The 7324-nt window shown below is 65.4% G+C and carries 6 protein-coding genes; 2 read left to right on the forward strand and 4 right to left on the reverse strand.

Going from position 1 to position 7324, the window contains the following annotated elements:
* Positions 1-455: 455 nt before the first annotated feature.
* Together F8S09_RS17340 and F8S09_RS17345 are read left to right on the forward strand one after the other, a co-directional pair.
* The gene (locus F8S09_RS17340) at positions 456-2072 is read left to right on the forward strand and encodes an ISL3 family transposase (RefSeq protein WP_194165426.1); all 1617 of its coding nucleotides are present in this window, start codon (positions 456-458) and stop codon (positions 2070-2072) included.
* Between the two features lie 34 nt (positions 2073-2106).
* The gene (locus F8S09_RS17345; protein WP_152872680.1) at positions 2107-2373 is read left to right on the forward strand and encodes a hypothetical protein; all 267 of its coding nucleotides are present in this window, start codon (positions 2107-2109) and stop codon (positions 2371-2373) included.
* Positions 2374-2443: 70 nt separating this feature from the next.
* Here the strand turns inward: F8S09_RS17345 and dnaN are convergent, their stop codons facing one another.
* The 4 genes from dnaN to F8S09_RS17365 form a co-directional block, all read right to left on the reverse strand.
* Positions 2444-3529, reverse strand: coding sequence for a DNA polymerase III subunit beta (gene dnaN, locus F8S09_RS17350; RefSeq protein WP_152872684.1), 1086 nt, complete (start codon positions 3527-3529; stop codon positions 2444-2446).
* Between the two features lie 122 nt (positions 3530-3651).
* A complete protein-coding gene (locus F8S09_RS17355; protein ID WP_152872681.1) occupies positions 3652-4575 on the reverse strand; it encodes a TRM11 family methyltransferase in 924 nt (307 codons plus the stop codon).
* Between the two features lie 42 nt (positions 4576-4617).
* The gene (locus F8S09_RS17360) at positions 4618-5031 is read right to left on the reverse strand and encodes a hypothetical protein (RefSeq protein WP_152872682.1); all 414 of its coding nucleotides are present in this window, start codon (positions 5029-5031) and stop codon (positions 4618-4620) included.
* Positions 5032-5314: 283 nt separating this feature from the next.
* Positions 5315-5641: a hypothetical protein gene (locus F8S09_RS17365; RefSeq protein ID WP_152872683.1), complete on the reverse strand. Its 327-nt coding sequence runs from the start codon at positions 5639-5641 to the stop codon at positions 5315-5317.
* Between the last annotated feature and the right edge of the window lie 1683 nt (positions 5642-7324).

Below are 7324 nucleotides of genomic sequence, written 5' to 3' on the forward strand. Positions count from 1 at the left end.
CGGCAAGGAGTCGAACATGTGATCCGCCGCATGAAGGTGTTTCGTGTGCTCAAAGGCATTTATCGCCATCGGCGTCGTCGATTTGCCCTTCGAGTTCAGCTTATCGCCGCACTCTGTAACCTCACCCAGGCATGCCCCGCCTGACTTTCGCAAGAGGTCTAATCCTCCTGAAAGGGGAACATCATGAACAGCCGTACATTCTGGAGGTACTTCCGCAATGCCTACAAGTCGCTGGATTCCGAGACCCGCCGTTTCTCCCGCGTGTACCACGCGTGCTTCTGGTCCCATGTCGCGAAAGCCCGCGAGCGGGGGTACCGCCGCGCCACACAGCAGAGCACGGTCGACGGTCTGAACAGCCTCCAGATCGTCGAGGGTGCGTATGCTGGCCAATCCGGCACCCGCTGGGTCTCCCGCAGCTTGCGTGCAGCAGGGTCAGGGGCGACGAAACTGAGGACATGGACCTCCCTCTTTTTCCCGAGACCTGGCAAGTGCTCGACTCGCAGGTGGAAGGCACGCGGCTGATCCTGCTGGTGCAGGATCAGCGTTCTGGAGTGGCCTGTCCCACCTGTCAGCAGCGCAGCTCCCACGTTCACAGCCGCTACATCCGGCATCCTCATGACACTGCTCTGGGCCAGCATGGCGTGACCCTGCGGGTCCGGGCGCGGCGGTTCCGTTGCCGGAACCCGAACTGCCCCCACACGACCTTTGCGGAAACCTGGCCGGGCTGGCTGGAACCCCGCGCACAGCGCACCTGTCGCCTCGCCCAGAAGCAGGGTCGTGTGGCCCTCAGTCTGGGAGGAGAGGCTGGCCACCGGCTCCTGGCCCACCTCGGCGAACCTACCAGCGCCGATACCCTGCTGCGGCTGATTCGTCGCGTTCCCCTCCTTCCCGCCGAGACCCCGACGGTGCTGGGGGTGGACGACTTCGCTCTGCGACGACGGAAAACGTACGGGACTCTCCTGATCGACCTGGAGCGCCGTCAGGTCGTGGACCTGCTTCCGGACCGCCAGGGTGCCACCCTGGCGACGTGGCTGAGAGCACACCCGGGGGTAAAGATCATCTGCCGGGACCGGGCAGGGGAATATGCCCGTGGGGCGGCTTCCGGCGCGCCGGAAGCTCAGCAGATCGCGGACCGCTTCCACCTGATCGGCAATGTTCGGGACACGGTCGAAGCCTGGTTGCGGCCCCAGCGCGCCCACCTCACTGCACCGCCAGAACCGGCACAGGGGGAGGGGACGAGCGGTCCGCTCCAGCCCCTCCCCACAGGACGCCCCTCGACCAACCAAAAACGCATCGAACGGACGGTGACCAAACGGCAACACCGACAGGCCCGGTATGATCAGGCCGTCAAGTTGCGTGACAGAGGCCAAAGCTACAAAGCCATCGCCCGCCAGGTGGGGGTGGCCCGCAGCACGGTGACCGAATGGCTTCAACACGAGGGCAAGCTGACGCGGAACACTCCACCCAGTGGCATCACGCCTTACGCGGCCTACATCCGTAGCCGGATGGCCGAACCGGAGTGGACCGTGACCCAGCTCTTCCACGAGGTGATCGAGCAAGGATACCGGGGCGCATTCAGCGGGGTTTCCACTTACGTGCAGTGGCTCAGGGAAGGACATGAACCTCCGTCCATCGCCGATCAGCAAAGGCTGAGCCTGCCCCGGGAGAAGCGGCTGGGTCCTGCTCAGGTGGCGTGGTGGTTTACAACGCGACCTGACAGGCGTTCAGAGGCGGAGACCCGCCGCTTGCAGGCAGTGTTCGATCGGGTCCCACGAGGACAGGAAATTTACCAGTTGGTGCAGGACGTGTTGGGCTGGCTGAGAGACGCGCCGAGGTCGGGAGCTGCGCTCCTGACCTCTTGGATCGAACGGGCGCAGGCCACTGGATTACCTGACCTCCAACGGTTGGCGCGAAGCTTTCGAAACGACTTCGCCGCCATTTGCGGCGCCATCGAGTCTCCCTGGAGCAACGGGCAGACGGAAGGGCAGGTGAATCGGCTCAAGATGATCAAGCGCCAGATGTTCGGCCGAGCCAAATTCGACCTGCTTCGGCAGCGCGTCCTCCTCGCCTGACTCTGCTGCACGCAAGCTGCGGGAGACCCAGCGGGTGCCGGATAACTCCAGCGTACGCATCGAGGGCCTGTTCCGGGTGGAGGACGTGCCCCAAACGCTCGTACGGATGGTCCTGCGGCAGTTGTACTTCGTGTCCCCTCTCTCGCAGGCCACCATTGGGCATCGCGCGGGCGGGTACAGCCAGGCCACAGTCAGCCGCATGCTCAACCCCTTGAACCCGGGTGTGCAGCTGCGTCCCCAGGACTACCGCTGTTGGCTCGGCGTCTTCCTGACCCCCGAGGAACTCGCCCGCCTCATCTGAGCCGTGCCCTGGGAGCGGGCACCATGACGAAAGGGGGGAAGGGCGATGGCCCCTCCCCCCACGCCGAGCCCTACACCCGCAAGGTCACGATGATCGCCTGATACGCGCTCCCATCGACGGGCTGAAGAATGCCCGGCGTCGACGCCCCGCTCAAGCGCAACGTCACGTCCCCCTCCACCGGCCCCAGCGCGTCCAGTACATGCCGGGCATTGAACGCGAGGCTCATGGCGGGCTCCCTTCCTCCCTGCTGCACCTCCACCGTGTCCTGCGCTCGGCCATAATCCCCCTCCGCCGACAGCCGCAGCTTGCCCTCCGACACCATGAACTCCACCCGATTGTTCGCGTTCTTGTCCGCCAGCACCGCCACCCGGCCCACCGCTTCTTTCAGCGTGACCGCCGGGAGCGTGAACTGAAGCCGGATGTCCTTCGGAATCACCCGCTCGTAATCCGGGTACTCCCCGTCCAGCAGCTTCAGGTTCATGCGGATCTGCTCGGTCGTGACCGTCAGCATCCCCTCGCCGTAGGTGAAGCGGGCCTGTCCATCCTTCAGCACGCGGGTGAGTTCGTCCACGCTGCGGGCCGGGATGATCAGGTTGCGTCCCCCGGTTCCCTCCACGGGGAAGTCCCGCAGGGCCACCCGGTACCCGTCCGACGCGACCACACGGGCAAATCCGGGGTGGTGTTCGAGCTTGATGCCCCGGAACACCGCCTGGAACGCCTCATTGCTCGCGGCGTACCGCACGCTGCCCAGCGCCCGCGCGAGTTCGGCCGCGTCCAGGCTCAGGTCCGCCTGATTCGGGAAGGCCAGGGCGGGGTGGGCCTGGAGGTCGCCCGTCTGAAGGCTCAGGCTCGTGCCGCCCGCGTGCACGTGCAACTCGGACCCCTCCAGGCTCAGGGTCACCAACTCACTGCCCAGCGACCGCACGAGCTGCCCGAACAGGTGCGCGGGCACCGTGAAGCTCTCCGGGAACTGCACCTCGGCGGGCACGAAGCACTCCAGATCCAGTTCGAGGTTTGTCCCACTCAGGCGCAACCCGGCCTCGCCTGCGTCCACGCGCACATGCAGGAGGGCGGGGTTGCTGCTGCGCGTGGGGATGATGCGTTCCAGCAGGGCGAGCGCCCCGGTGAGGGCTTTTTTCGTGACGGCAGCGTGCAGGCCAGTCGCAGAGGGCATCCGGGAGGCAGTGTACGGGGCAGTGGCAGTCATGGGTATCTCCTGGTGGGGAAAGAGGCGACCCCCGCGTGTCACGGGGGCCTGGGCGGGAAGTGGGGGGACGGTCAGGCAGCGGCGAGTCGCCAGATGCCGCGCTCCTCGGGCTGGCACTCCGGCAACAGTTGCAGCGTCTGCCGCACCTTCGCCTTGAAGTTCGGGTTCTGCTTCACCCGGTCGGGCGCGGACCGGAAGACGTGGTCGTACAGCGTGTCGAGGTCGGCCCGTCCCCCGAGCTGGGTCAAGGCCTGCCGCACGATGGCCTTCCACGTCCCGGTGAGCCGGGCTTGCTGGGCTTTCACGACCTCGCCGAACGCCTGGAAGAACGGCAACTCCTTCTGGAGAATCAAGACGTACTCGTGCAACGTGAGGCCGAAGCGCACCCGCCCGTAGTCCTGCTTCGCGCTGCTCACGTTGTGCTGGGCCTTGATACGCACCGCCCGGAGTTCGGAGGCCGGGAGCATGCCCAGCAGCGGCCCCTGGTACGAGTGGTACCGCCCCTGCTTGCGGGTGTCCCCAATGATGACGACGTAGTACCCGCCGTCCGTGGTGGCCTCGCGCATGTTCAGCGTCATCGCTTGCAGCGCGTCCAGAAAGGCGTCCCCGTCCCCAAGCTGGCTCATGTCCCCCTCGCCGGACCCGTACACGATTTGCGTGCCGTACGCCGGGTGCGCGACGACGAGGTCGTGCTGACCGAACAGGGCGGCGAGGTCGGTGCGCGTGGCGTCCACGCCGAGTTCCACGCGGGCACCCTGGCGCTCCAGGCGGGCCTTGAGGCGTTGGTGGTACGGGGAAGTGCTGAGGTCGCTGCCGGAGGCCTTCAGGCCGAGGCGCAGGGCGACGTCTAGGCTGGTGCCGCCACCCATGACGGGGTCGAGCAGGCTGCGGGCACGGGTTTCCTGCACGAGCCATTCATAGACCTTCGGCGAGCAGTTGCCCCGGTACGTGCTGTCCCCACCCTGCCCGCGTTCTGGAAAGGAAAGAATCGACATGGGGAGGGGCCTACCCCCAGGGTGAGGGTCTGCCCCGTTCGCCTACCGTTTCCTGGCTTGCACCACGCACCCCGCGAGCACCACCGCGGGCAGGCCATTCAACTCCCCAGTGGTGACCTTGAGATAGCGCGTCTCGCCCTCAATCAGCACGCTCGCCACCAGGTCTCCCCCACCCCCAGGAGCGGCCTTGGCCTTCCAGACGATGTGCCCCACCCCGGCCCGCACCATGTTCAGCGACTGCTGGTAGACCTTCGTGGCCTCAGCCTTCACGCGGTCGGGGGTGCTGTTCCGGAACTCCAGCGTGTACTTCCCGGTGCAGGTGTCCTGCGAGAACGCGCGGGCGTCCCGGCTGATCTGCTGACGGGAGGCCGGGTCCGGTTCCATCCGGCTGACCGTTCCGACCGGCTGAGCGGCGGCCACCCCGAGCAGCAGGGCGGGGAGAACAACATTCTTCATGCGGAGGCCTCCTCGGCGAACGTCGGGTCGTCCAGGGCGACGTGACCCCGAGCGCACGACCGGCAGAGCGTATCCCGGTTCAGGGCAGTGCTGTTCGCCCCGCACCCGAGGCACGTGCCTTCGTAGTCGAACCTGCCCTCCTGCTGGGCCTCCTCGCAAGCCGTGCACCACCCCGGACGCACCCAGGAGCAGCCGCCCTCACAGGCCCAATTGTCGGTGCAGCCGCACCCCGAGCAGGACGGCTCCTCGCTGACGGCCACGTGCAGGAACCTCGCCGCCAGGGTCAGGCCTCCAGTGAGGGCGTGGAGCCTGGGAAGGTGTAGAGGTGCCGCCCGAAGCCATCGTCCAGCACCCAGCCGTCTGGACCGGAGGTGACGCGCCCGGCCCCGCCGTTGGTCGTCACGATCCAGGCGGTCGTCTCGTCCTCGTCCCCGGCGAGAAAGTGGGGATCGCTGAACACGTCGCGGGCACGGCTCAGCGCGTCCAGGGCACGCAAGCGCCTCGCGGAGTGCTCGCCCTGGCCTTGGTGCCCCCTGAGGAGGGGAGCGAGTCCCGGGTCAGCCGTGACCTGCGCCTCGAAGCGGCCGGGATCGGCCGTGAGGCCCAGCATGCGCAGCAGGGTCCCGTGCAGTTGCTCCCAGTTAACCTCGGGGGAGTCGCCAACCACCGTGCAGGTCGCCCCGGCAGCACAGGCGGCGGAGACAGGGCCGCCCGGCTCGCGGCGGGAATCGAGTCCCCCAGAGGAAGCTGCTCGGCCACTGCAAAGGGAAGGATCAGGCAGTCCAGAATACCGTGCCTACGCTGCACTTTATCCCACGTCGCGATAGCGCAAGCCTGGACCACTGACAATCATTGCTGGCTATCAAGCACGCAAACGCCGAGAGTATGCCGACGCTTCTCTCCATCCTGGCACTAGGTCTCCACCCGCCGCACCAGCCTTGTCAGGGCTTGTCACGCATGGGCTAAATAGAAACCTAATTGATTCAAGGCCGCAGCAGGAATCGGACCCAGGTTGGTCGCTTTTATCCGGTAGGTGGTCTAGCCCTCGTCCTCCACAGACTGGACCTGGTCTATCTCCCGCTGATGTGCAGCGGCTTTGCTGGAGAGTGTCCCCCCACAGTCCGGCCAGACCACGCCCTCGCCGCTCGCCTTCCTGGTTGACCGCTTGTGAAAGGCGCCTGATAGCTGGCAGGAGTTGGTCCGCCAGTGGGCCGAACTGCTCCAGGGCCTGCATGCGAGCTTCTAAAGCCGATTGTCCCCGTCCTTGGCTCAGCAATGTTTCCAGGCGAGCGGTGAGGGCCATTTGCTCCTGCCCATGGTCTTGCAAGTCCTGTTACAGGCGGCAGCGCTGGATCAAGGTCTCGCGCTATGCCGCCATCCAGTTAGCGACTGCGGAGGTAGCTCGGAGACGAGCAGCCGCCCCAGCCCCAGTCCATCGACTTCCGCTCCGCCACATACGTGCGGAGCGTCCCGGTGATGGCTGAGCTATGCGCTTGCCTTGTCGTGCCGCTTCAGGAGCGCGCGAACGTCTTGACGATACTCAACGGACGCCACTGGGACAAAATTCGCCCCAGCCTCTCCTCCACTCTCCGACGTAAGTTGGTGAGCCGTGCTCATCGGGGGTCCCTCCCATTTCAGATCGACCCATACATGCCCCGGACCCTGCTCTTGCTTTTAAAATTCTCGCATAACGCGTTTCAGCATCATCAGGTGACGCATATGCGTGCAGCTCAAGTGGCTGTCCGGAGCTCATGGCTAGCACCCTGCTGGCTGCGTCTTCCAAAAGCCGCAGAACAACCGAGGAGCCGCTTATCCAATCAAATGAAGTTCAGCAGGCCCGGATCACGTCCTAGCTCCACCCAGAGTCATACCGGTATGACCATGTGGCAACTGCCGGTCGGGCTAGCGATTGTGATCGTCCACCATACTGTGCAGGTACCTCCAATGGCCCGAAGTTTTCACCCCGTCCGACGACACTCCTGAGCGATTGTGCCGAGGACGCTGTCAGGGCGGAAGCCATTAAACATGGGGCGACAGATCCGTTAGCCAGCCAGGCCAGCAGAAAACGTGAGAAGGAGACGCCCGCGGCTCTTCCTCCTCGTATTCCAGACGCCCGGAACCCATGATCGTCTCAATCACGCCCGCCCGATCGGTCCTAAAGTCCTCAACTCAGGAGTTGCACCTCGCATAGCGCAGTGAATAGCCGTGCTGGCGGAGAAATTCCGAGTTTCTGCTGAACGTCAGGAGCAGGCGGTTCAAATGAACGTCTGGCATGACCGTCATCAGTGCCAGA

The sequence above is a fragment of the Deinococcus terrestris genome, from assembly GCF_009377345.1.
Classification (GTDB): domain Bacteria; phylum Deinococcota; class Deinococci; order Deinococcales; family Deinococcaceae; genus Deinococcus; species Deinococcus terrestris.